This window comes from Pseudomonas sp. SORGH_AS_0199, from assembly GCF_031453735.1.
Lineage (GTDB): Bacteria > Pseudomonadota > Gammaproteobacteria > Pseudomonadales > Pseudomonadaceae > Chryseomonas > Chryseomonas aestiva.
In genome coordinates this window covers 349,134-370,596 of sequence record NZ_JAVJAE010000001.1, presented here as the reverse complement: position 1 = coordinate 370,596, position 21,463 = coordinate 349,134, and the positions used below count along the sequence as shown (strand labels likewise).

Sequence of the window (21,463 nt, the reverse complement as noted above, 5' to 3'; positions counted from 1 at the left end):
GCTGGTATCTGCATGCAATCCAAACCCAAGACAGATCTCGAGCAGGCGTTGATTGCCTGCAAGGGCAGCTTTCTAACGGTCGGCTTTTTCAGCCTCTTCATCAACCTGCTGCTGCTCGTTCCCTCCTTCTACATGCTGCAGGTCTACGACCGTGTCCTGAGCAGCAGCAGCATCACCACGCTGGTCATGCTCACCCTGATCATGCTGCTGCTGATGGCGACCTACGGCGCTCTGGAATGGATCCGCTCACGCATCCTGGTGCGGGTTTCCACCCGCCTGGACCTGGTGCTCAACGAGCGTCTCTATGACGCCAGCTTCAAGCAGGCGCTTTACACCGGCGGCGCCCAGGCCTCGGCGCAACCCCTCAATGACCTGACGGGTCTGCGCCAATTCCTGACCGGGCAAGGGCTGTTCGCCTTCTTCGACGCCCCCTGGCTGCCGATCTACATCGCGGTGATGTACTTCTTCCACCCGCTGTTCGGTGCCCTCACCGTGCTGGGCGCCATCCTGCTGATCCTCCTGGCCTATGCCAACGAGAAGCTGACCGGCAAGCGGCTGGCCGAGGCCAACCAGGAAAACGCGCAGGCGACCCAGTTCACCAGCAAGAATCTGCGCAATGCCGAGGTGGTGGCCTCGATGGGCATGATGCCCAACCTGTTCAAACAGTGGCGCAAGCGCAATACCCATGTCCTGGCCCTGCAGGCACGTGCCAGCGAGCACGGCGGCGCCCTGAGCAACCTGTCCAAGACCCTGCGCATGGTGCTGCAGTCGCTGATCCTCGGCCTGGGTGCCTGGCTGGTCATCGACCACCAGATCACCCCCGGCCTGATGACCGCCGGCTCCCTGCTGCTGGGCCGCGCCTTGGCGCCTATCGATCTGATGATCGGCAGTTGGAAAGGCTTCATCGCGGCACGTGGCCAGTACGCCCGTCTGAACGAGATGATGCGTCATGTACAGGCCGAGCCGCCACGCATGTCGCTACCAGCGCCCAAGGGCAATATCTCTGTCGAGCAGCTGATCCTGACACCGCCGGGTGCCTTCCAGGCAGTGCTCAAAGGTATTTCATTCAACGTTACCGCAGGAGCCTCAGTCGGCATTCTCGGTGCCAGCGCGGCCGGTAAGTCGACCCTGGCGCGCGCGCTGTTGGGCATTTGGCCGGCGCAAAGCGGCAAGGTTCGCCTGGACGGCGCCGATATCGCTCAATGGAAGCGCGAGGAACTTGGCCCGTACATTGGCTACCTGCCGCAGGACATCGAATTGTTCGACGGCAGCATCAGCGACAACATCGCCCGCTTTGGTCAGGTGGATGCCAAGGCCGTGGTCGAGGCTGCTGAACTGGCTGGTGTACACGAGATGATCCTGCGCCTGCCCCAGGGGTACGACACCATCATCGGCGCCAACAGCGGCGTCCTCTCCGGTGGTCAGCGTCAGCGCATTGGTCTGGCGCGTGCCGTCTACGGTAACCCCCGGCTGGTTGTTTTGGATGAGCCCAACTCCAACCTTGATGAGCTTGGGGAGAAGGCGTTGGGTGGTGCTTTGCTACGCCTGAAGCAGACTGGTGCAACGCTGTTCATCGTGACCCATCGCGTTAGCGTCCTGGCCTATGTTGATAACCTTATCGTGATGAATGAAGGGCAAATTGTCATGTCAGGTCAGCGTGATCAGGTGCTAGCGCAATTGCAGGGTCGCAATGCTGCAACGCCAGTAGCAGCAGCTGAAACCGAATCTCTGCCTAAAACCGATGATGCCGGCGAGCAATCGGGAGGTATGGCCTGATGAATACCCAATATCTTGTTGAAGCCGAGGCCGAGGGCCTGAAGGTTTCTGACAAGCCGGTCCGTCGACTGGGCTTTATCATCCTAATCGTCGTATTCGGATTGGGCGGCCTCTGGGCCGGCCTTGCGCCGCTCGACAGTGCAGTGCTTGCCCAGGGTTATGTTACGGTTAAAAGCTCGCGCAAAACTGTACAGCACTTAGAGGGCGGTATCGTTAAAGAGCTGATGGTCCATGACGGCGACCACGTCAAAGCCGGCGACATATTGATGCGTCTCAATGATACTCAGGCCCGTGCCCAACTCGAGGCCGCGCGCAGCCAGCTGATTGCCTCACAAGCTTTGGAAGCACGGCTAATTGCCGAGCGTGACGATCGCAACGACGTGACCTTCGGCACCAGCGACTTCCCCGAGGATGACAAGCGCGTCCAGGAAGCCCGCAACAGCGAACGGCAGATTTTCCTGGCCCAGCGCAATGCGCGTCTGGGAGAAATCGACGTCCTCAAGAACAAGAGCGCCGAGCTCGAGCAGCAGATCCGCGGCTTCGCGGCGGTCATCCAGAGCAAGCAGGGTCTCTCGCAGTCCTATGGCAGCGAGATCAAGGACCTGAGCGAACTGCTCAAGCAGGGCTACGTCAACAACGAGCGCCTGCGTGATCAGGAGCGCAACCTGTCGCGCCTGCAGGCCGAGATTGCCGATCAGCAATCGGCCATCGCCCGCGCCAAGGTGCAGATAGGGGAAACCAAGCTGCAGATCCTGCAGACCACCCAGAAATTCAAATCCGACGTAGCCAACAAGCTGGCCGAGACCCAGTCGCGCATCTACGAGCTGCGTGAACGGGTTGGTGCCCTACAAGACACTGTCAATCGTACCCAGATAAAGGCGCCGGTCGACGGCATGGTCATGGGCCTGGCGGTACACACCATCGGTGGCGTCGTGGCGCCTGGTACCCACCTGCTGGACATCGTGCCGCTCGGCGCCGACCTGCTGGTCGAGGTCGAGGTGCAGCCTAACGATATTGACCGTATCGAACTGGGCAAGCTGGCCGAGGTGCGCTTCAGCGCCTTCAAGAATGCCACCACCCCCATCCTGGAAGGCGAAGTCGTCTATATCTCCGCCGACCGCTTCACCAACGAGCGGACCGGTGCGCCCTACTACCTGGCACGCGTGACCCTGACCGACAAGGGCCGCGCCGACCTGGGCCGTCGCGAGCTGGTGCCGGGCATGCCTGCCGAGGTGCTGATCAACACCGGCGCCCGTACCCTGCTCAACTATCTGCTCAAGCCGGCGCGCAATGCCATGGCGCGTTCGATGATCGAGGAGTAAGGCGATGTTCAAGCCCGCCCGACTGCTTCTCGCCCTGGGTCTGGCCCTGCCGCTGCTGGGTCAGGCGGCGCCTGTCGCCACCCATGAGCCGGCGGCCTACCTGGATCTGTGGCAGCTTTACCAGAAGACCATGGAATCCGATCCCCGCATCGGTGGCGCGGATGCCCAGGTCAAGGCCAGTCAGGGGCAGCAGGACGGTGCCTTCGGCCAGATGCTGCCGCAGCTGAGCGGCGGCGCCTCCACCAGTCGCATCAAGCGCACCGAAGGTCCCCAGACGCTGTTCTACGACGGCCAGACCTACAACCTGAGTCTGACCCAGGCGATCTACAACCCGGCCGCCTGGCGTGGCTTCAAGAAGTACAGTGAGCTCACCAAGCAGTATCGCTCGCTGGCCGAAGACACCCGCATCCAGTCCGCCGCGGATGTGGTCCAGCGCTACTTCGCCGCCCTGGCGGCCGAGGATGAACTGGAACTGGCCACCGCCGAGCGCCAGGCGACCCAGCGCAACCTCGACAGCGTCTCGGCGCTATTCGACCGGCAGCTGGCGACCATCACCGACAAGCTGCAGCTGTCTGCCCGGGTGGACAGCCTGAAGACCGCGGAAATCGAAGCCAAGAACCAGATCCAGGTGACTCGCGAAGCGCTGGCCGAACTGGTCGGGCGGGACATCTACCAGCCCTTCAAGCGCATCGATGACCGCACCCTCTTCACCGCGTTGCCGGGTACGGAAACCGACTGGGTGCAGTCGGCCATTAATCACAATCCGGCCTTGCAGGCCAAGCAGGAAGCCCTGAATTCGGCCGAGTACGCCGTCAGCGAGGCCAAGGCCGGTCACCTGCCCACTCTGAGTCTGCAATTTGGGGCGCAACGCAGTGACTTCGCCTACGAGAACGTGATTGCGTCTGAGGCCATTGATACCTACTCAGCCAGCCTCAATTTGCAGATTCCAATCTACAGCGGTGGTTCGGTGAGCGCCCGGACGCGAAGCCTGTACGGGTCTCAGGAGTCGGCCGAGGAGGATTACGAGTCGGTGCGGCGCCAGGTGGTCAAGGAAACCAAGACCGCCTACCTGAAGAGCTTTGCCAGCCTGAGCAAGATCGAGTCATCGCGCAATGCGCTGAACTCGGCGGTCAAGGCGCGCGAGGCGAGCGAGAAGTCCTTCTCCTTCGGCGCGGCTACCGCGGTGGACGTGCTGAATGCGGTGCGCCAGGAGTACAGCGCCCGGCGCGATTACCTACGCGCGCAATACGACTTCATCACCAACCAGCTGGTCCTGCTGCGTTGGAGCGGTGATTTCAAAGACGCGGATATCCAGCGCATCAATGCCTGGCTGACTGTGCCCAAGCCCGACGAGACCCGTAAGACTGGGCTCAAGCCGGAAGACGCCGATAAAAGCTGACCGGCTTACCTAGATTTACAGAAAACCGGTCATCGGGCTAATGCCAGTCAACCAACGCTGACTGGCATTTTTGTTGCGGAGTTGTATGGGCGCGATTGTTGCCCCGTCGAGAATAGATTGGCGCTGTTGCCTGATGGCAAAAGGAAGTAGCGCGCTCGTTAGCGTTAGGTTTCCAATCGCGCAGGCATCTGAGTCAGGCAGCAGCCCCAGGCCATTTGGGCGTGTGCCACGCGCCTCCAGTAGCCCAGCCTCAGCGTTTCAAGGTCTGAGTTCTGCGGTGCGATAGACGCGCGTCTTTGAACACCCTTCCAGCAGACGGTTAGGCACGGTTGGCTGGCTAGGAACTTACCCGCAGCGTTTTTTTCCGACTGTAGATCTTGAAGGTGTAAACGGATTGATTACACATGTCTCATCATGACGTTCAAGCACAAGGGCCTGGAGACCTTTTCAAGACGGGAAGTACGAAGGGCATTCAACCCGCGCATGCGAAACGGTTGACCCTGGTGCTGGGCGTATTAGATCAAGCCACCAGCTCTGATGAGATCGACATGCCAGGCTTTCGCCTGCATCCACCCAAAGGGAAGCTGACCGGTTACGGGTCCCTTTCCATCAGTGGTAACTGGCGGGTGATCTTCCGTTTTGATGGCACAGATACCGAACTCATTGACTACCTCGACTACCACTAAGGAGGTCCTATGGCCATGCACAATCCCCCGCATCCTGGCGTCGTTCTGGAAACGGTGTTTGAAGAAACTCCATTAAAATTGCTGAAGCGGCGCGCAAGCTTCATTTCAGTCGCGTTTATCTGTCCGGCATGGTCAATTGCCGCAAACCCATTCGAGCGGATCTTGTCGTCCGCCTAGAGCGTGCGGGTTTGTCCATAGCGAAGTTCTGGCTGTCTATGCAGTCGGCCTACGACCAGTGGGAAGCCGAACAGGTTGATCAACCCGAAGTCGAGCGTATCGCCGCAGCCTGACCTCTTGCGTTAGCAGTTGTGTTGTCCCAGCCCTTGGGGGCATACAGATGATGTCCATTCAGGTACGTCGGTTGGGCCAGGCTCCTGATCACTGCTATCCGTTTACCATTACGTAGCGATCCGGCAAATCATCAGGATCAGCATCTAAGGCCTACGCCACGCTCAGTGATGAGCAAATTGATGCGCGCGGAGCTGATGAAGGCTGGCGGAGATCTGCAATGACCACAAGGCGTAAGTACAAATCGACATTTCTGAGGCGGTTCACTCCTCAGTAGCCAAGCTGCACAACGTTGAAGCGCTGGATAAAGCAAAGCCACTATGCGTGATTTCGATGCGCGACATCTGGTGGTGCCTGAAATGATTGAGCCGGCGCAAATAGGCATGTTCTAGAGACTAACAATGCCAGTCAGCCGGTATTTGCCCGCTACCGCAAATACCCGCGAGAGCACCACTGAAACGTGGAAAACCGGAGCTCAACGGCCATGCGGTATGGAGGCGTATGCCGCCAACGTGCTGGAGCCGCTGCAGACGTGGCTTGCTTAGATCAATAACTAGCTGGCGGAGGAGATGACCCGCTTCCGGCGGTATCCGTTGGTCAGCGCTGAAGGTTAAGCTCTGTGCGAAATTCAGCTTGTCGCATCAGCGATTTTATCCGCTCGGATTTATCGTTCAGAACTAGGCGTCCAATCAGGCTTGCTTCGCCTCGGCAGCAATCGCATCTGCGCCGCGTCGCGCCGCTCTAGCAGCTGCTTGCGGTTACGCAGCTGCAGACTCAGGGCGTTATCACGCACAGTCGCTTCTAGCGCCTGCGCCTGGCGCTCAAAATCCTGGAGAATAAGATCCCACCGCTCGCAGATTGCCCGTTCGGCACCCGTGTCCTGCCGCTTGCGGTAAATCAGTGCGGCTCGCGCGAAGACGAATGGGTCAGGGCAGCAACGGTGTCCTGCAGGCTGACTAAAATAGTCACGCTCGCGTTGCAGACAATTGTCCAGCAGTACCTGCAAGTTACCAATGCCACTTAAGAAGAAGGACATATTTTATCCTCGGATGTCCGATAGGGGTCAGATAACTGCCGCTCTTGGCATCGCACTACCACCGAGGAGGCATAGACCGTTGTATCTTCGTAGCGCTGGATAAGCTTCTTTGCCGACTACGAGTGGAGCGGCAAAGACACGACCTCAGAAGGGTCCCGGCGCGCTCATCAACGGTTCAGAGGGTCGCCAGCACCGGCTTGGTCATCGACTTCTCCCGGATCGACTTCTTTATCAGCATCCGTCGTTCCTGGAACATCAAGCGTGTCGGGATTTGGCGGTTCGATAGGATTGGGCTCAACCGCCTCTTCCGATAACGGCTTGAGTTGCTCTTTGCGCGCCTGGTTGGCCAAGTGAAGGCTGTTGATGGAGCTCTGCAGCACTGACAGTGGGCCGTTTGTACTGGGGCCTGCGCGTGACGAACCTACTCGGGCCCAAGTACGCATTTCGATGATCATCAGACTACCTCTCGAGGAGACCAGAATGGCCTCAGGCATGGGAGGTCATCCCTAACCTTACGTTCAGTGGCCACTATCACCATCAGTCCGATGAATAGCCATCGACCGGTCTAGGGGATGAGTGATAGCGCGCGCCAAAGGCCAGAGGATCAGATCGGTCTGCGCTGAACCGGGGTGGCAAAGGTGTCGCTTGTGACGTCGCTGCTGGTATGACCTAGCACGAAGCCGCTGTGACACTTGGAGTAGATGGTGCCGGCACCAGGAGTCGAACCCGGGACCTACTGATTACAAGTCAGTTGCTCTACCAGCTGAGCTATACCGGCAAGGGGGAGGCCATTATAGCCATGGAAAAGCCCTTGTAAACCAAGGATGTGCGTAGGTTAAGGCTGGCGTAAGCCAGCTGAGGCTAAAATAGGGCAAAGAGCTTGCAAGGAGCCACTGATGAGAACGAAGACCCTGGCCTTCCTGGCCGCTGCCCTGGCGGGTTGTACCACCCAGGCGAATCTTGAGCGCAATCCGCCCATGGAGCTGCGCACGGGCAAGAGTGCCGAGGACTATCGCACCTGCCTGGTGACCGGCCTGGAGAAGGACGGTCGGCATGTGCTGGTCCAGCCGCAGGGCAGCAGTGGGCAGCGCGTGCTGGTGGACAGCAAGGTGCCGGGCGCCACGGCGGCCATCATCGACATCGGGTCGGCATCGCGCGGTACGCGGATCCAGCTGCGTGAGCAGATGGCCAACAATCCGCTGCGGCCGCGGACCATTCTGACGGCGGTGAAGGATTGCCTGTGAGGTGAGCGGCTGGGCGGGCTGCCCTCACCCTGGCTCTCTCCCCCGAGGGAGAGGGGAAGAGCGGACTGCCCGTCGTCACCTGGAAAGGCATATACAAGAAGGGCGCCCTCGGGCGCCCTTCTTGCGTTCCGCTGCCTGGGATCAGGCGGCCGGTTGGTTACGGCGCTGCGGTACCGGCTCGGCGGCGCGCTGGCCATTGACGTCGCGCATGGGAGTACCCCGTACCGGGGCGCCGTTGGCGACGTAGTAGGCGGCGTTGCTGCGCGGCAGCGGGGCGCGACCACGGATTTTGTCGGCGATCTTTTCGGCGATCATGATGGTCGGGGCATTGAGGTTGCCCGTCGCGATGATCGGCATGATGGAGGCGTCCACTACGCGCAGGCCTTCCAGGCCGTGCACGCGACCGGCGCCGTCGACCACCGCCATGTCGTCGGTGCCCATCTTGTTGGAGCAGGACGGGTGATAGGCGGTCTCGGCATGGGAGCGCACGAAGGCGTCCAGCTGGGCGTCGGTCACGCAATCACGGCCCGGGTTGATCTCTTCGCCACGATAGGGATCCAGTGCCGGCTGCTGCATGATCTCGCGGGTCAGGCGAATGCCGTCGCGGAATTCACGCCAGTCCTGTTCGGTGCTCATGTAGTTGAACAGGATGCTGGGGTGCTGGCGCGGATCGCGCGAGGTCAGTTCGATGCGGCCGCGGCTGGGCGAGCGCATGGAGCCGACGTGGGCCTGGAAGCCATGGGCCTCGATGGCATTGGTGCCGTTGTAATTGATGGCGATCGGCAGGAAGTGGTACTGGATGTTGGGCCAGTGGAACTCCTCGCTGGAGCGGATGAAACCGCCCGCCTCGAAGTGGTTGCTGGCGCCCAGGCCGGTGCCCTTGAGCATCCATTCCAGGCCGATCTGCGGCTGGTTGTACCACTTCAGCGCCGGGTACAGCGAGACCGGCTGCTTGCACTCGTATTGCAGGTACATCTCCAGGTGGTCCTGCAGATTCTGGCCGACACCCGGCAGGTCGTGGACCAGCGGGATGTCGAAGCGACGCAGCAGCGGCGCGGGGCCGACGCCGGAGCGCTGCAGGATCTGCGGCGAGGCGATGGCGCCGGCGCAGAGCAGCACCTCGCGGCGGGCGCGCACGGTGATGGCTTCCAGGGAATCGCCTTTCATGTAGGCGACGCCATTGGCGCGCTTGCCCTCGAAGAGGATGCGATCGGTGGTGGCGTGGGTGACGATGGTCAGATTCGGGCGACCCTTGGCCTGGTCCAGATAGCCGCGGGCGGTGCTGGAGCGCCGGCCGTTCGGGGTGACGAAGCGGTCCATCGGACCGAAGCCTTCCTGCTGATAGCCGTTGAGGTCTTCGGTGCGCGGATAACCCGCCTGGACACCGGCTTCGACCATGGCTTCGAACAGCGGATTGGTGTTCGGCTTGGCGGTGGTCACCGAGACCGGGCCGTCGCCGCCGTGCCAGTCGTTGCCACCGGCATCGCGCTTCTCGGCCTTGCGGAAGTAGGGCAGGCAGTCGAGGTAGGTCCAGTCGTCCAGACCGTCGAGTTGCGCCCAGTTGTCATAGTCCAGGGCGTTGCCGCGGATGTAGCACATGCCGTTGATCAGCGAGGAGCCGCCCAGGCCCTTGCCGCGACCGCATTCCATCCGGCGATTGTCCATGTGCGGCTCGGGCTCGGTCTGGTAGGCCCAGTTGTACTGCTTGCCCTGTAGCGGATAGGCGAGGGCGGCCGGCATCTGGGTGCGGAAGTCCAGGCGGTAGTCGGGGCCGCCGGCTTCCAGCAGCAGGACGGTGACGTCTTGGTCTTCGGTCAGCCGGGTGGCCAGGACGTTGCCGGCCGAGCCGGCGCCTATGACGATGTAATCGAATTCGTGTGCCATGAAAAAGTCTCCTCCTGACGGCGGGTGGGGTCGGGCCCCAGCCCCGGGCCCTCTCCAGCGGAGAGGGGAGAAAAGCGCTACGGAAGCGGCTTAGAAGATCGAGGCGTAGTCGCCCAGCTCGACCTGCACCGACTTGATGCGGGTGTAGTGGCCGAGGGTGGTGAGGCCGTTCTCGCGACCGACGCCGGAGTGCTTGTAGCCACCCACCGGCATCTCGGCGGGGGATTCGCCCCAGGTGTTGATCCAGCAGATGCCGGCTTCCAGGCGATGGATCATGCGGTGGGCGCGGGCCAGGTCACGGGTGACCACGCCGGCCGCCAGGCCGTACTCGGTGTCGTTGGCGCGGCGCACCACCTCGTCCTCGTCGGCATAGGCCAGGATGCTCATGACCGGGCCGAAGATCTCTTCGCGGGCGATGGCCATGTCGTCACGGCAATCGGTGAAGACGGTGGGGGCGACGAAGTTGCCCTTGGCCAGTTCGCCCTGGGTGACGCGCTCGCCACCGGTGAGCAGGCGGGCGCCTTCGGCCAGGCCCTGGGAGATGTAGCCCAGCACCTTTTCCAGGTGCGGGGTGCTGACCAGCGGCCCGAAGTTGGTCTCGGCGGCCAGGGGATCGCCCAGCTTGATGCGCTTGACCCGCTCCACCACCTTGGCCTCGAAGTCGGCCTTGAGTGCCTGGGGCACGAAGACCCGGGTACCGTTGGTGCAGACCTGGCCGGAGCTGAAGAAGTTGGCCATGACGGCGATGTCGGCGGCGCGCTCCAGGTCGGCGTCGTCACAGACGATCAGCGGCGACTTGCCGCCCAGTTCCATGGTGACTTCCTTGAGGGTCGAGCCGGCAGCGCTGGCCATGACCTTCTTGCCGGTGGCGACGCCGCCGGTGAAGGAGATCTTCTCGATGCCGGGATGCTCGGTCAGCGCTACGCCGACCTCCGGGCCGACGCCATTGACCACGTTGAAGACGCCAGCGGGCAGGCCGGCCTCGGTGTAGATCTCGGCCAGCTTCAGCGCGGTCAGCGGGGTGACTTCGCTGGGCTTGAAGATCATGGCATTGCCGGCGGCCAGGGCCGGGGCGGATTTCCACAGGGCGATCTGGATCGGGTAGTTCCAGGCGCCGATGCCGGCGACCACGCCCAGTGGCTCGCGGCGGGTATAGACGAAGGAAGTCTCGCGCAGCGGGATCTGTTCGCCTTCAAGGGCCGGAACGAGACCGGCGTAGTACTCGAGCACGTCGGCGCCGGTGACGATGTCCACGGCCTGGGTCTCGGACAGGGCCTTGCCGGTGTCGAGGGTTTCTAGCAGCGCCAGCTCGTCGTTGCGCTCGCGGAGGATGTCCACGGCCTTGCGCAGGATGCGCGAGCGCTGCATGGCGGTCATCGCGGCCCAGACCTTCTGGCCTTCGGCGGCGGCGGCCACCGCCTTGTCCACGTCGGCGCGGCTGGCGCTCTGCACCGTGGCGAGCACCTCGCCGGTGGCGGGATTCAGGGTTTCGAAGGTGGCACCACCGGTGGCGGCGACATAACGGCCACCGATGTACAGCTGCTGTTCGGCGAAACGGGCCATGGACGTTCTCCCAGGCTGGGCGGGCGCCGTGGCACCCGCAAGGAACACAGGGGGCGCAATAGAAAGGTCTCTCTGCGCCAGCGATGAATCCAGTCTACTTAATTTTTATTGAACGTTCAATCAATGAAAAATTCGCAGGCATGCCGAAACGGGGCGATGGGCAGCCCAGAGCGGTTCTGTCGGAGCGGGGAGGGGGAGGGAACGCGGACGGAGTGCCCTGACCGGAGCAAGCCGGGCAGGGTCTAAGCGATCAGGGAGGCGTCAGGCCTTGGCCAGTTGCAGGTCCAGGTAGTCGTAGGCGATCTGCAGGGCCTGCTGGGTATTGAAGGTGTCGCCGGAGAGGGCGCCGCGCAGCCAGAGGCCGTCGATGATAGCGGCCAGGCCGCGGGCCGAGGCGCGCGCCTGCTGATGGGGCAGGAGGCGGCGGAATTGCCAGCAGAGGTTCGAGTAGAGGCGCAGGTCGTTGATGCGTTGCAGGCGGCGCAGATTGGGCTGGTGCATGCTGGTGGCCCAGAAGGCCAGCCAGGTCTTCATGGCCGGGCCGCTGACTTGGGTATCGTCGAAGTTGCCCTGGATGATGGCACGCAGGTTGGCGGCGGGGTCGTCACCGGGTAGGGCGGCGCGACGTTCGCGCACGGCCTGGCGCAGGGCATTCATCAAATGCCGCATGGTGGCTTCGAGCAGGCCGTTCTTGTCTTGGAAATAGTGGCTGATGATGCCGTTGGAGACGCCGGCCTTGCGGGCGATGAAGGCGATACTGGCGTCGCCCATGCCGACTTCGTCGACGGCTTCGAGGGTCGCGGCGATGAGCTGCGAACGGCGGATGGGCTGCATCCCGACCTTGGGCACGAGGCATCTCCTGAACAGAGCGGAAGGAGCCTCGGAGGGTAACTATTTTTTATTGAACGTTCAATCAATAAAAACGGTCACGACCTTCTGGATTGTGCCCTGGGCAAAGCGGCAATACCAGTCCTGATAGGTGGTTACTTTTAATAACCGCCCGAAAGGCGTAGGCTGGGAACCAGTTCTGCTTCGAGGATCGCCATGGACGCCGTGGTCAGTCGTATCTCCAGCCGTCGCCGCCTGCATGCCCATGCCTGTCCCATTCGGGATGTGCTGGACCGGATCGGCGATGCTTGGTCCTTGCTCACGCTCTTTACTCTGGAACCGGGCCCGCTGCGCTTCAACGAGTTGCGCCGGCGGGTCGACGGCATTTCCCAACGCATGCTCAGCGTGACCCTGCGTCAGCTGGAGCGCGATGGCCTGGTGTCCCGCACGGTGACGCCGACCAAGCCGCCCCAGGTGGAATACGCCCTCACCGAGCTGGGCCAGAGTCTGATGGTGCCGGTAGGCGCCCTGGCCGCCTGGGCCTCCGCGAAGCAGCCTTTCATTCAGCGCCACAGGGCGGCCTACGATCAGGTCGCCGAGGAGAATCCTGATGACCCGTCTCTCTAAGACCGCCCTGTCGGTCCTCGACCTCGTCCCCATCCGCGACGACGGTGATGCGACCCAGGCGCTGCACAATGCCCTGACCCTGGCGCGCCATGTCGAGCAGCTCGACTTTTCCCGCTACTGGGTGGCGGAGCACCACAACATGGATGGTATCGCCAGCTCCGCGACCAGCGTGTTGCTGGGCTATCTGGCCGCCGGCACCAGCACCCTGCGCTTGGGTTCGGGCGGGATCATGCTGCCCAACCATGCGCCCTTGGTGGTGGCCGAGCAGTTCGGCACCCTGGCCTCGCTGTATCCGGGCCGCATCGAACTTGGCCTGGGCCGCGCGCCGGGCTCGGATCAGCGTACCGCCTATGCCCTGCGGCGCGACCGCCTGGGCAGTTCCGACGACTTCCCGCGGGATGTGGAAGAGCTGCAGCACTACTTCGGGCCGCAGCAGCCGGGGCAGGGCGTGATCGCCATGCCCGGCGTGGGCACCGAGGTGCCGATCTGGCTGCTGGGGTCGAGCCTGTTCAGTGCCCAGCTGGCGGCGGCCAAGGGCCTGCCCTACGCCTTCGCTTCACATTTCGCACCGCGCTATGTACATGAGGCAATCCGGCTCTATCGCGAAAACTTCAAGCCGTCCGAAGTGCTCGATCGTCCCTACGTGATGCTCGGGGTACCCCTGGTAGCGGCCGACAGCGACGACGAGGCCAATTACCTGGCCACCACCGTCTACCAGCGCATCCTCGCCCTGTTCCGCGGCGACAGCCTGCGTCTGCAGCCGCCGGTGCGTAGCATGGAAGGGGTCTGGCTGCCCCACGAGAAGGAGTCGGTGTCGAGCTTCCTCGGCATGGCGGTGATCGGTGGCCCGGACAAGGTCCGCGAGCGTCTGGAGCTGTTGCTGGAGAAGACCGATGCCGACGAGCTGATCTTTACCTGCGACGTCTACGAGCAGGCGGATCGGTTGCGTGCCTTCTCGATCCTGGCGGATCTGAAGGGCGGCTGATGGGAGCTGGGCCTGTTGGGCTACGCTGCGCTCAGCCCGACAGGCCCAAATGAAAAAGCCGACCCTTTGTAGCGGTCGGCTTTTTCATGTCCGCAGGAAGGCACCTGCTGCCCTTGCTGGGCTTCGCTGCGCTCAACCCAACCTACGCGTCGTAGCGTGGAAAACCGCGCCAGCGTTTTCCACTGGCGGCTACTGCGCCGTTGTCCACGCTACGGAGGCCTGTCTTACAGGAAGGTGAAGACCTGTTCGCGGGTCAGGCGGGACTTGGGCAGGGCGGCGTTGAAGTCGCTCTCGCCACGATAGCCCAGGCCGACCACCACCAGGGCCGTGTAGCCCTGTTCGCGCAGACCCAGCTCCTGGTCCAGGCTGTTGGCGTCGAAGCCCTCCATGGGGGTGGCATCGATGCCCAGGGCGGCGGCGCCCAGCAGTAGGGTGCCCAGGGCCAGGTAGGTCTGCTTCTCCATCCAGTGCTGCACATCCTTGCGCTCATAACGATGCAGGTCGACGAAATGACGACGGGTACCGTCCTGGGTGGCGCGCGCCTCGGGCTTGGCGAAGCGGCCGTCCCGGGCTTCCTGCTCCAGCACCTGGGCCAGATGGCCCTCGGTCATTTCCAGGCGGGTGCAGAGCACTATGACGTGGGAGGCCGGCAGCACCTTGGGCTCGTTGTAGGGGCTCTGCATGCCACGGGCGACGCGCGCCTTGGCCTCGGCGCTGGCGGCAACCACGAAGTGCCACGGCTGGGAATTGACCGAGGAGGGCGCCTGGCGGAGCAGCTCCAGCAGTTCCTCGACCTGTTCGGCGGGGATGCTGCGGGAGCCGTCGAAGGCCTTGGTGGTGTAGCGGGTACGGGCGATCTGGGACAGCTGCATGGATAACTCCTGATCGGATCAGTGGGTAGGGGCCGGCTGGGCGTCGATCTTGACGCGGAACAGGCTGTAGGGCTTCTGGCGCAGGTCCTGGCCGCCGTGGAACTGGGCCTGGCGATGGAGCTGGTTAGCGGTGAAGTAGAGGTAGCCGTCCGGACCGATGCTGAAGGTATCGGGCCACAGCACGCGCGGATCGTGGACCAGGGTCTTCCAGCTGCCGTCGGCCTGGCGCTGGCGCACGGCGTTGTGCTCGTAGTCGCCGGCATAGACACGGCCCCGGGCATCGGCTTCGAGGCCGTCGGAGGCGCCCTTTTCGCCGAGATCCTGCACTTCGGCGCGGACCTGGGCCTCGTTCGCCTTGGGATCACGCAGCAGGGCGGTGGGCACGGCATAGAGATGGCGACTGGATAGCGGGCTGAAGTAGAGGGTGCCGCCGTCGGGCGAGAGAGCGATGCCGTCGCTGGCGATGGCTGGCCGAACCTTGCTGCCATCGGGACGCTGCATCAGCAGCGGCTCGCCTTCCACCACCGGGACGAAGCTGGGATCGACGTTGGCCTGGGGCGCGCCGGTCAGGCGGCGCTGGGCCTGGCCGGTGGCGAGGTCGAGGACGATCAGACCGCCCGGCGGCGCCGAGTCGGTGACATAGGCCACCCCGGCGCGACCGACGCGAAAGTCGAAGCGCACGTCGTTGACGTAGCTGTTGGGTTCGAGCACCGCCGCGGGGAAGACCAGGGTCCTGGCGACCTTGTTGGTCTTGAGGTCGATGGCCACCAGCTTGACGCCGCCGGCCTTGGGCGCGGCAAAGCCCGGTGCGGCGGTATCCAGCACCCAGAGGTGACCGCGCCCATCGGCCACCACGCTCTGCACGCTGATGAAACCCTTGCCCGGCTGACCGGGCGTTTCCACGTTCAACGCGGCATCCGGGTAGGGCACCGCCTTGCCGTCCTTGAGTTCGGCGACGGTGAAAGGCACGTCGTCGCCCCAGCGCGGATAGTTGACGAAGATCCGACCGGTCTCGCTGACGGTGACCCCGGTGGGCATGGCGTCCTGGAAGGCGAACACCTGCTCCAGCTGGCCCAGGGTACGCTCCTGGGGCAGCGGCGCGGCCTGGGCCGTCAGGCTACCCACGGCCAGGGCGACGGCGAGGGTCAGGGCACTGCAGCGAGGCATCAGAAACCCTCCAGCACGAGCTTGCCGCGAGCCTGGTGGCTTTCCAGCTGGGCGTGGGCGCGGCGCAGGTTGGCGGCATCGATGCGGCCGAGGTGCTCGCCGAGGGTGGTCTTGAGCGTGCCCTGGTCGATCAGCCCGGCGACGCGTTCGAGGATCTCGTGCTGGCGCACCTTGTCCGGGGTCTGGAACAGCGAGCGGGTGAACATCAGTTCCCAGTGCAGCGACAGCGACTTAGCCTTCATCGGCACCACGTCGAGTTGCGCCGGATCGTCGATGACGCCGAGACGGCCCTGGGGCCGCAGGACATCCACCAGCTGGGTGAAGTGCTCATCGGTGTGGGTGAGGCTGGCGACCAGGGTCACGCCGTCCAGGCCCAGGGCCTCGAGCTGGGGCCGTAGTGGCTGGTGATGATCGATGACGTGATGGGCACCCAGCTGGCGTACCCAATCCTGGGTTTCCTGGCGCGAGGCGGTACCGATCACGGTCAGCTCGGTGAGCTGGCGGGCCAGCTGCACCAGCACGGAACCGACGCCGCCCGCCGCGCCCATCACCAGCAGCTGTTGGCCGGCGCCGCCGCCTTCGCTTGCGCCGAGACGGTCGAACAGCAGTTCCCAGGCGGTGATGGCGGTCAGCGGCAGGGCCGCGGCCTGGGCATGATCCAGGCTTTTCGGCTTGTGGCCGGCCAGGTGTTCGTCGACCAGGTGCAGCTCGCTGTTGCAGCCGGGACGGAACAGCTCGCCGGCGTAGTAGACCTCGTCACCCACGACGAAGCGGCTGACGGCGCTGCCCACCTGCCGTACCACGCCGGAGACGTCCCAGCCCAGCACCTTGGACTCGCGCTGCACCAGGCCCTGGCGCACCTTGGTGTCGACTGGATTGACCGACACGGCGCGGACTTCCACCAGCAGATCATGGGCTTCGGGCGTGGGATCGGTCAGCACCGCGTCCTGCAGGGCACGGGGATCGCTGGCGGGCAGGGTGGTGTCGACGTGGATGATGGCTTTCATGGGCGGATTCCTTTGTACGATGAGAAACATGAGGCCATGGTCGTCTTCATTGTCGGTCGGAAAAAGCGGCAGAATCGGATAGCACCTTCACTGCAGGAGTGAAAATGATCCGCTTCGATGACCTTGGCCTCTTCGTGCGTTCCGCCGCCCTGGGCAGCTTTTCCCGCGCGGCCCGCGAGGCAGACCTCTTGCCGGGTCAGGTGAGCGCCGCCATCGGCCGGCTGGAACGCGAACTGGGCATCCGCCTGTTCGCCCGTTCGACCCGCAGCCTGCGACTGACCGCCGAGGGCGAGGCCTATCTGCCCTACGCCCGTGAGGTGCTTGAGACCCTGCGCGAGGGGCGCGAGCGGTTGCAGGGGGAGAGTCCGGAATTGCGGGGGGTGCTGCAGGTGGCGGCGCCTTCGGATCTGGGGCGCAATCTCTTGTTGCCCTGGCTGGCCGAGTTTCGTCAGCGCCATCCCGGCCTGACGCTCAGGCTTTACGTCTCGGACCAGCAGGCCGACGTCTACCGCGATCCGGTGGACATCGCCATCCGCTACGGCCGGAGTCAGGATGACAGCCTGGTGGCCCTGCCGCTCGCCCCTGACAACCGCCGGCTGCTGGCGGCGGCGCCGACCTATCTGGCCCGCCAGGGTGCGCCGCGCAACCTGGACGACCTGTCCGGACACGCCTGCCTGCTCTACCAGCTGCATGGTCGCACCTATGACAAGTGGAGCTTTCCACAGGCCGACGGTGGCCTGCGCCAGGTGGCCGTCAGCGGACCCTTGCAGAGCGACGATGCCGAAGTGGTGCGGCGCTGGGCGGTGGCCGGGGAGGGCATCGTCTACAAGTCCTGGCTGGACATGCGCGACGATCTCGAGACCGGACGGCTGGTGCGGGTGTTGCCCGACCAGCCTGGCGAGGTCCTGCCGTTGCAACTGTTCTGCCCGCACCGGCGGCAATTCTCGCCCGCCGTGCGGCAGCTGCATGGCTGGCTGGCGGAACGCTTCGCGGCCCTGGGCAAGCAGCCCTGAAAGGAAAAGGGGGTGGCTCCGCGAACGGAACCACCCCCTCGGGTACCACGCCCAGTCTTACTGCAGGTGCTGCTTGAGCAGCTGACCGGCCTGGGTCAGCGAAGCCTGGACCTCGGGCACCTTGGCCAGGACGTTGAGCAGGCCGTAGTCATGGATCATGCCGTTGTAGCGCACCTGGACGACATCGACGCCGGCCGCGTTGAGCTTGCGGGCATAAGCCTCGCCTTCATCACGCAGCACGTCGTTCTCGGCGGTCTGCACCAGCGCTGGCGGCAGGCCCTTGAGCTGGGCCTCGCTGGCCCGCAACGGCGAGGCGTAGACGTTGGCGCGCTCGGTCTCGCTGGTGGTGTAGTTGTCCCAGAACCACTTCATCATGTTGCGGGTCAGGAAGCGGCCCTCGGCATAGGTCTGGTAGGAGCCGTTGTCGAAACTGGCATCGGTCACTGGCCAGAACAGCACCTGGTAACGCAGCTTGGGCGTGCCCTTGTCCTTGGCCATCAGGCTGACCACCGCGGCCATGTTGCCGCCGACGCTGTTGCCGGCCACCGCCAGGCGACTGCCGTCGACATTGATCTCCTTGCCATGCTCGGCGACCCATTGGGTCGCGGCATAGGCCTGGTTGATGGCCACCGGGAAGTGGGCCTCCGGACTCGGGGTGTAGTTGACGAACACCGCCGTGGCGCCGGACGCCACCACCAGGTCACGCACCAGGCGCTGATGGGTAGGAAAATCACCCAGCACCCAGCCGCCGCCATGGAAGAACATGAAGGCCGGCGTCTGCCCCTTGGCGTTCGCCGGACGGACGATGGTCAGCTGCAGCGGCTTGCCGTCGACCTGGATGGTCTTTTCACTGGTCTTGACCCCTGAGAGATCGACCTTGACGCCGGCCTGGGCGCCGGACAGCACCGCACGGGCGTCCTTGGGGCTCAGGGTTTCCAGGGGTTTGCCACCGCTGCCGTTCAGGGCGTCGACGAAGCCCTGAGTGGTGCGCTCCAGATGCGGATCGGGCTGGGGTGCGGCGAAGGCGCTGCCCAGGGCCAGGGTGAGCGCGGAAAGGCCAAGCAGACGAGAGACGGTACGCATGACGGGTTACTCCTCGAGCAGGAAGGACCGGGCACCTCGGCTGAGGCGCCTTGGGGTGCCGCGACCCTTAGGCTAGGGTCAGGCGCACGTCCACGTTGCCGCGGGTAGCGTTAGAGTAGGGGCAGACCTGGTGGGCTTTCTCGACCAGGTCTTCGGCCACGGCGCGCTCCAGGCCCGGCAGGCTGATGACGAGTTCGACGTCCAGGGCGAAACCGGTGGGGATCGGGCCGATGCCGACCTGGGCGGTCACGCTGACGTCCGCCGGCACGGCGATCTTTTCCTTAGCGCCGACGAACTTGAGTGCGCCGATGAAGCAGGCGGAATAGCCTGCGGCAAAGAGTTGCTCGGGGTTGGTTCCGGCACCCCCGGCACCGCCCAGCTCCTTGGGCGTGGACAGCTGCACGTCCAGGGCCTTGTCGCTGCTGATAGAACGGCCGTCGCGGCCACCGGTGCTGGTTGCGGAAGCGGTATAGAGGATGTTCATGGCGTGCTCCAATTTGCGTATCGCGATAACTGTTTGGTCGGGTCGTTACCGGGATGGCTGGCCCGAGTACGGATTTAAGTTATCGCGATATTAGTTATCGCGCAAATATATTTTCGGAGGCAGCCGACCAATGGCAGCGGTCGGCGAGGATCAACGTTCCAGTTTGGCGCGCAGGGTCATCAGATTTTCGCGCAGGCGGGTCATCTCCGCGTCACCCAGCGCGCAGTAGCCGCTGATGGTGCCGTTGATCTTCTGGGCCCGCTCGCGCAGGGTTCGGCCAGACTCGGTCAGCTCGATGGACAGATTGCGCTCGTCCTCGGCACTGCGTTGCCGGGTCACATAGCCCTCGGCTTCCAGGCGCTTGAGCACCGGGGTCAGAGCCCCGGAGTCCTGGTGCAGCCGACGCGCCAGCTCCTTAAGCGGCAGGCGGTCGTTTTCCCAGAGCACAAGCATCATCAGGTACTGCGGGTAGGTCAGGCCCACCTCTTCGAGCAACGGCTTGTACACCTTGGTCATGGCCAGCGAGGTGGAGTACAGCGCGAAGCACAGCTGCTGATCGAGCAGAAGAGGGTCTTTGTTGGTCATGGCGGTCCCGCCTGGGTAAATGAGAAGTGATTCTACCCCGAGCATTTGGGTAGCATTAGCCCTTTAGTTTTCAGACCCCAGGGTTTCCATGCGTATCCATGTGTCGTTCATCGATCGTGTCGGCATCACCCAGGAAGTCCTGGCGCTGCTCGGTGCCCGCAATCTCAATCTGGACGCCGTGGAGATGGTGCCGCCCAATGTCTACATCGATGCGCCGACCTTGAGCGCAGAGGTGCTGGAGGAATTGCGCGCCGCCCTGCTGACCGTGGTAGGGGTCGAGGCGGTGCGGGTGGTGGATATCCTGCCGGGCCAGCGGCGCTCCCTGCAACTCGACGCCCTGCTCGCCGCCATGGCCGATCCGGTGCTCGCGGTGGACGGCGAGGGCCGCATCCTGCTGGCCAATCCGGCCTTTGCCGCCCTAGCCGGGGAGGGCGCCGGCAACACCCTGGCCGAACTCTTCAACGACAGCGAATTGCCCGCCGAATTGCTGGATCAAGGCTTTCGTCTGCCCCTGCGCGAGGTGGTGCTGCGCGGCCAGGCGCTGCTGCTGGACGCCACCCCCATCGGTGAGCCGGTCGGCGGCCTGGCCGGCGGGCTGCTGACCCTCTATGCACCCAGTCGTATCGGTGGCCGCCTCTCAGCGCTGCGCCACGACACCCCCGAGGGCTTCGATTCGCTGCTCGGCGACTGCGCGGCCATCCGTACCCTCAAGGCCCGCGCCCAGCGCCTGGCTGCCCTGGAAGCGCCACTGCTGATCCTCGGCGAGACCGGTACCGGCAAGGAGTTGGTGGCGCGCGCCTGTCACGCCGCCAGTGCGCGGCGCGAGGCGCCCTTTCTGGCCCTGAATTGCGCGGCCCTGCCGGAGAGCCTGGCCGAGAGCGAACTGTTCGGGTATGCCCCGGGGGCCTTCACCGGCGCCCAGCGCGGCGGCAAGCCGGGCCTGCTGGAGCTGGCCGATCAGGGCACGGTGTTTCTCGACGAGGTCGGGGAGATGTCGCCCTACCTGCAGGCCAAGCTGCTGAGATTCCTCTCGGATGGCACCTTCCGCCGCGTCGGCGGAGCCCAGGAAACCAAGGTCAATGTGCGCATCCTCGCCGCCACCCATCGCGACCTGCAGGCCATGGTCGCCGCCGGTACCTTTCGCGAGGACCTTTTCTATCGCCTCAATGTGCTCAGCCTGCAGGTGCCGGCCCTGCGCGAGCGCGGTCAGGACATCCTGCTGCTGGCGCGCCATTTCCTGCAGCAGGCCTGTGCCCAGATCGGCCGGCCACCGTGCCGCCTGGCCCCGGCCACCTATGGCGTGCTGCTGGGCAACGCCTGGCCGGGCAACGTACGGCAATTGCAGAACATCCTTTTTCGCGCCGCCGCCATCAGCGAGAGCGGCCAGATCGATGTCGACGACCTCGACCTGGCCGGCACGGCGGTGGCGGGGCAGGTCGAGACCGAAGTTAGCACCCTGGAGGCCGCCGTCCAGGGCTACGAGGCGGCGCTGCTGGAGCGGCTCTATCCGCAGTATCCATCTAGTCGCCAGCTGGCCGCGCGCTTGCAGACGTCCCACTCGGCCATCGCCATGCGCCTGCGGCGTTACGGCATCCCGCGGCGCTAGAGGCCGCA

The 21,463-nt window shown here is 64.1% G+C and carries 22 protein-coding genes and 1 tRNA gene; 11 read left to right on the top strand and 12 right to left on the bottom strand.

The genetic code is table 11. The annotated features are described in order from the left end of the window. Positions 1-12: 12 nt before the first annotated feature. From QE444_RS01760 to QE444_RS01735, 6 genes are all read left to right on the top strand, one after another. Positions 13-1,776 (top strand): type I secretion system permease/ATPase, encoded by a 1,764-nt coding sequence (locus tag QE444_RS01760; RefSeq protein ID WP_309737221.1) that lies wholly within the window; start codon positions 13-15, stop codon positions 1,774-1,776. Beyond that, positions 1,776-3,098, top strand: a complete 1,323-nt coding sequence (locus tag QE444_RS01755; protein WP_309737220.1) for an HlyD family type I secretion periplasmic adaptor subunit — start codon at positions 1,776-1,778, stop codon at positions 3,096-3,098. Before QE444_RS01760 ends, QE444_RS01755 begins: the two co-directional genes overlap by 1 nt. 4 nt (positions 3,099-3,102) lie before the next feature. Continuing rightward, complete coding sequence (locus QE444_RS01750) at positions 3,103-4,497, top strand: TolC family outer membrane protein (protein WP_309737219.1); 1,395 nt, start codon at positions 3,103-3,105, stop codon at positions 4,495-4,497. Positions 4,498-4,901: 404 nt separating this feature from the next. Next, positions 4,902-5,183, top strand: a complete 282-nt coding sequence (locus QE444_RS01745; RefSeq protein ID WP_405046396.1) for a type II toxin-antitoxin system RelE/ParE family toxin — start codon at positions 4,902-4,904, stop codon at positions 5,181-5,183. Positions 5,184-5,192: 9 nt separating this feature from the next. Beyond that, a complete protein-coding gene (locus QE444_RS01740; RefSeq protein WP_309742053.1) occupies positions 5,193-5,360 on the top strand; it encodes a hypothetical protein in 168 nt (55 codons plus the stop codon). Further along, positions 5,312-5,473 carry a hypothetical protein gene (locus QE444_RS01735; protein ID WP_309737218.1) on the top strand — a complete coding sequence of 54 codons (162 nt, stop codon included), beginning with the start codon at positions 5,312-5,314 and terminating at the stop codon, positions 5,471-5,473. Before QE444_RS01740 ends, QE444_RS01735 begins: the two co-directional genes overlap by 49 nt. Positions 5,474-6,135: 662 nt before the next feature. Here the strand turns inward: QE444_RS01735 and QE444_RS01730 are convergent. From QE444_RS01730 to QE444_RS01720, 3 genes are all read right to left on the bottom strand, one after another. Continuing rightward, positions 6,136-6,507 (bottom strand): hypothetical protein, encoded by a 372-nt coding sequence (locus tag QE444_RS01730; protein WP_309737217.1) that lies wholly within the window; start codon positions 6,505-6,507, stop codon positions 6,136-6,138. A 167-nt stretch (positions 6,508-6,674) separates the two neighbouring features. Next, positions 6,675-6,962, bottom strand: coding sequence for a hypothetical protein (locus QE444_RS01725; protein WP_263258630.1), 288 nt, complete (start codon positions 6,960-6,962; stop codon positions 6,675-6,677). 247 nt (positions 6,963-7,209) lie between these two features. Further along, a tRNA-Thr gene (locus tag QE444_RS01720) sits at positions 7,210-7,285 on the bottom strand. A 118-nt stretch (positions 7,286-7,403) separates the two neighbouring features. On the opposite strand from QE444_RS01720, the gene QE444_RS01715 reads away from it, so the two are divergent. Continuing rightward, a complete protein-coding gene (locus tag QE444_RS01715) occupies positions 7,404-7,751 on the top strand; it encodes a hypothetical protein (RefSeq protein ID WP_208693460.1) in 348 nt (115 codons plus the stop codon). A gap of 141 nt (positions 7,752-7,892) precedes the next feature. Here QE444_RS01715 and betA read toward each other — a convergent pair whose 3' ends face one another. From betA to betI, 3 genes are all read right to left on the bottom strand, one after another. Next, complete coding sequence (gene betA / locus QE444_RS01710; RefSeq protein WP_309737214.1) at positions 7,893-9,635, bottom strand: choline dehydrogenase; 1,743 nt, start codon at positions 9,633-9,635, stop codon at positions 7,893-7,895. Positions 9,636-9,725: 90 nt separating this feature from the next. Continuing rightward, positions 9,726-11,198, bottom strand: coding sequence for a betaine-aldehyde dehydrogenase (betB, locus tag QE444_RS01705; RefSeq protein ID WP_309737213.1), 1,473 nt, complete (start codon positions 11,196-11,198; stop codon positions 9,726-9,728). Positions 11,199-11,459: 261 nt separating this feature from the next. After that, entirely contained in the window at positions 11,460-12,047 is a 588-nt protein-coding gene (gene betI / locus QE444_RS01700) for a transcriptional regulator BetI (protein ID WP_183632425.1), read from the bottom strand. 195 nt (positions 12,048-12,242) lie between these two features. Here betI and QE444_RS01695 point away from each other — a divergent pair, with 195 nt between their 5' ends. Then, positions 12,243-12,653 carry a helix-turn-helix domain-containing protein gene (locus QE444_RS01695; protein ID WP_133860060.1) on the top strand — a complete coding sequence of 137 codons (411 nt, stop codon included), beginning with the start codon at positions 12,243-12,245 and terminating at the stop codon, positions 12,651-12,653. Continuing rightward, positions 12,637-13,638, top strand: coding sequence for an LLM class flavin-dependent oxidoreductase (locus QE444_RS01690; RefSeq protein WP_183632426.1), 1,002 nt, complete (start codon positions 12,637-12,639; stop codon positions 13,636-13,638). The genes QE444_RS01695 and QE444_RS01690 overlap by 17 nt, the downstream gene beginning before the upstream one ends. A 224-nt stretch (positions 13,639-13,862) precedes the next feature. On the opposite strand, the gene nfsB is transcribed toward QE444_RS01690, so the two are convergent. The 3 genes from nfsB to QE444_RS01675 are packed head-to-tail and all read right to left on the bottom strand — an operon-like array spanning position 13,863 to position 16,684. After that, positions 13,863-14,510 carry an oxygen-insensitive NAD(P)H nitroreductase gene (gene nfsB / locus QE444_RS01685; protein ID WP_309737210.1) on the bottom strand — a complete coding sequence of 216 codons (648 nt, stop codon included), beginning with the start codon at positions 14,508-14,510 and terminating at the stop codon, positions 13,863-13,865. A gap of 18 nt (positions 14,511-14,528) precedes the next feature. Continuing rightward, entirely contained in the window at positions 14,529-15,677 is a 1,149-nt protein-coding gene (locus tag QE444_RS01680) for an L-dopachrome tautomerase-related protein (RefSeq protein ID WP_309737209.1), read from the bottom strand. Continuing rightward, positions 15,677-16,684, bottom strand: a complete 1,008-nt coding sequence (locus tag QE444_RS01675) for a zinc-binding alcohol dehydrogenase family protein (RefSeq protein WP_309737208.1) — start codon at positions 16,682-16,684, stop codon at positions 15,677-15,679. The genes QE444_RS01680 and QE444_RS01675 overlap by 1 nt, the downstream gene beginning before the upstream one ends. 104 nt (positions 16,685-16,788) lie before the next feature. Here QE444_RS01675 and QE444_RS01670 point away from each other — a divergent pair, with 104 nt between their 5' ends. Beyond that, positions 16,789-17,697: a LysR substrate-binding domain-containing protein gene (locus tag QE444_RS01670; protein ID WP_309737207.1), complete on the top strand. Its 909-nt coding sequence runs from the start codon at positions 16,789-16,791 to the stop codon at positions 17,695-17,697. 57 nt (positions 17,698-17,754) lie between these two features. On the opposite strand, the gene QE444_RS01665 is transcribed toward QE444_RS01670, so the two are convergent. The 3 genes from QE444_RS01665 to QE444_RS01655 form a co-directional block, all read right to left on the bottom strand. Next, positions 17,755-18,780 carry an alpha/beta hydrolase gene (locus QE444_RS01665; protein WP_309737206.1) on the bottom strand — a complete coding sequence of 342 codons (1,026 nt, stop codon included), beginning with the start codon at positions 18,778-18,780 and terminating at the stop codon, positions 17,755-17,757. 67 nt (positions 18,781-18,847) lie between these two features. After that, on the bottom strand, positions 18,848-19,264 hold the full coding sequence (locus QE444_RS01660) for an organic hydroperoxide resistance protein (RefSeq protein ID WP_064309165.1): 417 nt from the start codon (positions 19,262-19,264) through the stop codon (positions 18,848-18,850). A 150-nt stretch (positions 19,265-19,414) separates the two neighbouring features. Beyond that, positions 19,415-19,849 (bottom strand): MarR family transcriptional regulator, encoded by a 435-nt coding sequence (locus QE444_RS01655; protein WP_309737205.1) that lies wholly within the window; start codon positions 19,847-19,849, stop codon positions 19,415-19,417. An 88-nt stretch (positions 19,850-19,937) separates the two neighbouring features. Between QE444_RS01655 and QE444_RS01650 the strand changes: the two genes are divergently transcribed. After that, a complete protein-coding gene (locus tag QE444_RS01650; RefSeq protein WP_309737204.1) occupies positions 19,938-21,455 on the top strand; it encodes a sigma-54-dependent transcriptional regulator in 1,518 nt (505 codons plus the stop codon). Positions 21,456-21,463: the final 8 nt, after the last annotated feature.

What these genes read in the sequence shown, in the direction of transcription:
- QE444_RS01750 (WP_309737219.1), top strand. Translation starts at nt 3,103, where the DNA reads ATGTTCAAGCCCGCCCGACTGCTTCTCGCCCTGGGTCTGGCCCTGCCG.
- QE444_RS01690 (WP_183632426.1), top strand. Translation starts at nt 12,637, where the DNA reads ATGACCCGTCTCTCTAAGACCGCCCTGTCGGTCCTCGACCTCGTCCCC.
- QE444_RS01755 (WP_309737220.1), top strand. Translation starts at nt 1,776, where the DNA reads ATGAATACCCAATATCTTGTTGAAGCCGAGGCCGAGGGCCTGAAGGTT.
- QE444_RS01740 (WP_309742053.1), top strand. Translation starts at nt 5,193, where the DNA reads ATGGCCATGCACAATCCCCCGCATCCTGGCGTCGTTCTGGAAACGGTG.
- QE444_RS01715 (WP_208693460.1), top strand. Translation starts at nt 7,404, where the DNA reads ATGAGAACGAAGACCCTGGCCTTCCTGGCCGCTGCCCTGGCGGGTTGT.
- nfsB (WP_309737210.1), bottom strand. Translation starts at nt 14,510, where the DNA reads ATGCAGCTGTCCCAGATCGCCCGTACCCGCTACACCACCAAGGCCTTC.
- betB (WP_309737213.1), bottom strand. Translation starts at nt 11,198, where the DNA reads ATGGCCCGTTTCGCCGAACAGCAGCTGTACATCGGTGGCCGTTATGTC.
- QE444_RS01660 (WP_064309165.1), bottom strand. Translation starts at nt 19,264, where the DNA reads ATGAACATCCTCTATACCGCTTCCGCAACCAGCACCGGTGGCCGCGAC.
- QE444_RS01695 (WP_133860060.1), top strand. Translation starts at nt 12,243, where the DNA reads ATGGACGCCGTGGTCAGTCGTATCTCCAGCCGTCGCCGCCTGCATGCC.
- QE444_RS01735 (WP_309737218.1), top strand. Translation starts at nt 5,312, where the DNA reads ATGGTCAATTGCCGCAAACCCATTCGAGCGGATCTTGTCGTCCGCCTA.
- QE444_RS01730 (WP_309737217.1), bottom strand. Translation starts at nt 6,507, where the DNA reads ATGTCCTTCTTCTTAAGTGGCATTGGTAACTTGCAGGTACTGCTGGAC.
- QE444_RS01670 (WP_309737207.1), top strand. Translation starts at nt 16,789, where the DNA reads ATGATCCGCTTCGATGACCTTGGCCTCTTCGTGCGTTCCGCCGCCCTG.
- QE444_RS01680 (WP_309737209.1), bottom strand. Translation starts at nt 15,677, where the DNA reads ATGCCTCGCTGCAGTGCCCTGACCCTCGCCGTCGCCCTGGCCGTGGGT.
- QE444_RS01675 (WP_309737208.1), bottom strand. Translation starts at nt 16,684, where the DNA reads ATGAAAGCCATCATCCACGTCGACACCACCCTGCCCGCCAGCGATCCC.
- QE444_RS01745 (WP_405046396.1), top strand. Translation starts at nt 4,902, where the DNA reads ATGTCTCATCATGACGTTCAAGCACAAGGGCCTGGAGACCTTTTCAAG.
- QE444_RS01665 (WP_309737206.1), bottom strand. Translation starts at nt 18,780, where the DNA reads ATGCGTACCGTCTCTCGTCTGCTTGGCCTTTCCGCGCTCACCCTGGCC.
- betA (WP_309737214.1), bottom strand. Translation starts at nt 9,635, where the DNA reads ATGGCACACGAATTCGATTACATCGTCATAGGCGCCGGCTCGGCCGGC.
- QE444_RS01725 (WP_263258630.1), bottom strand. Translation starts at nt 6,962, where the DNA reads ATGATCATCGAAATGCGTACTTGGGCCCGAGTAGGTTCGTCACGCGCA.
- QE444_RS01650 (WP_309737204.1), top strand. Translation starts at nt 19,938, where the DNA reads ATGCGTATCCATGTGTCGTTCATCGATCGTGTCGGCATCACCCAGGAA.
- QE444_RS01760 (WP_309737221.1), top strand. Translation starts at nt 13, where the DNA reads ATGCAATCCAAACCCAAGACAGATCTCGAGCAGGCGTTGATTGCCTGC.
- QE444_RS01655 (WP_309737205.1), bottom strand. Translation starts at nt 19,849, where the DNA reads ATGACCAACAAAGACCCTCTTCTGCTCGATCAGCAGCTGTGCTTCGCG.